General features: G+C 34.2%; 1 protein-coding gene. It reads left to right on the top strand.

Going from position 1 to position 1,809, the window contains the following annotated elements:
* The first annotated feature begins 150 nt into the window (after positions 1 to 150).
* Positions 151 to 1,497: a UTP--glucose-1-phosphate uridylyltransferase gene (locus tag ENL20_10030; GenBank protein ID HHE38894.1), complete on the top strand. Its 1,347-nt coding sequence runs from the start codon at positions 151 to 153 to the stop codon at positions 1,495 to 1,497.
* Positions 1,498 to 1,809: the final 312 nt, after the last annotated feature.

Genomic DNA, 1,809 nt, shown 5'->3' with positions numbered 1-1,809 from the left:
TCTTCTTGCTGTTACAAACGAAGCAATCTCTTGCTTCACATTAAGTTAGAGGAGCAGATTGCTTCGGAAGAATTTCTTTGAATGAGACCTCGCAAAGACAATTTTAAATTATGCAGAATCCATAATGGCAGATAGAAATAAGGAGAATTAATGCTAAACCATCTTTCAGAATTCAAAGAAATAATGGAAAAAGCAAACCTCGATGAAATCGTGATCAGATCTTTCGAGAAATATTATCTGCAGGTTTTATCAGGAGAAACTGGAAAACTTTCGGAAAAAGATATTTCTCCTCCGGATAAAACAAATATCATCGATTATCAAGATTTGGAGACTCCTGATTCTGCTCATCTCGAAAAACTTGCGGTCATTAAACTGAACGGCGGTTTGGGAACGAGCATGGGATTAAGAAAAGCAAAAACCTTGCTGAAAGTAAAAGATGATCTCAATTTTCTCGATATAATTTCCCTGCAGATATTACATTTAAGAAGAGAAACAAGAAAAGAAATTCCTCTTTTATTTATGAACAGCTTCAATACTCATCATGATTCTTTATTTTATTTGAAAAAATATCCTGAACTGAAAACCGGAAATTTACCTCTTGACTTTGTGCAGAATAAATTTCCAAAAATAAAACAATCCGACCTTTCTCCTCTAAAAAATAAAAATGATAATCTTAACTGGAATCCACCCGGACACGGAGAAATATATCTTGTTATGCAGATTTCGGGAATTCTGGATCAACTTTTAAATTCAGGATTTGAATATGTTTTCATTTCCAACTCCGACAATCTCGGAGCTGTGGTCGATGAGAAAATTCTTGGATATTTTGCTGAAAACAACCTGCCTTTTATGATGGAAGTTTGTAAAAGATCAAATATGGATAGAAAGGGCGGACATCTGGCACAAACGAAATCCGGTCAACTCGTTTTACGGGAAATTGCACAATGTCCTGAAAATGAAACCGAATTCTTCCAGAACATTGACAGATACCGCTATTTTAATACAAACAGTTTGTGGGTGAATTTAAAAGCTTTGAAAAAAAAGCTCGATGAAAATGATAATCTATTACCGCTTTCTTTGATAGTTAATCCCAAAAAAGTTGAAGGAGAAGAAGTTTTTCATCTGGAAACTGCGATGGGAGCAGCTATTTCCCTGTTTGCAGATTCAAAAGCAATGGTCGTAAATCGGGACAGGTTTGCTCCCGTAAAAAAAACAAATGATCTGCTTGTTGTCTGGTCTGATGCTTATAAACTGCAGAATGATTATCGGCTTGTTCTCGAAAAAGATGTGAAAGAACCGCCAAAAGTTTATTTAGATGAGAGATATTATAAAACAATAGAGCAGCTGGAGGAACATTTCAAAGAAGGAATACCATCATTGAAAAAATGCCGGAAGCTGGAAATAAAGAATGATGTTTATTTTGGGAAAAATGTCGAATTTGCAGGGGAAGTTGTGATTTCAGAGAAAGGGATGATTGAAGAAATAAGAAAAAATTAGAATTAAGGAATTCAGGAACAAAATAATTCAAAAATATTTTCCCCGGTAATGTCTTTTACTGACATTTCCCACTTCAAATTGTAATTTAAATTAAGTCATATTGTCAACCTCGTAGAGGTTATATATTTATAATAAAATGCGTCAGCATTTGGTTTTGAAAACCCTCTTTTCTTATAAAACTGCATCGCAGTGATATTTATCATCATTTACAGGTTTAAATGTCGCTTCCATGAAACTGATATATTGTCTTTGTCATTTGCCAAATGCTAACGCATTTTATTACAAAGATAGCACTGCTACGCAGTTTATAGA

Source organism: Candidatus Cloacimonadota bacterium, from assembly GCA_011372345.1.
In the GTDB taxonomy this organism is placed as follows: domain Bacteria; phylum Cloacimonadota; class Cloacimonadia; order Cloacimonadales; family TCS61; genus DRTC01.
The sequence above is the reverse complement of the archived record's forward strand: the minus strand, read 5'-3'. Positions and strand labels throughout refer to the sequence as shown.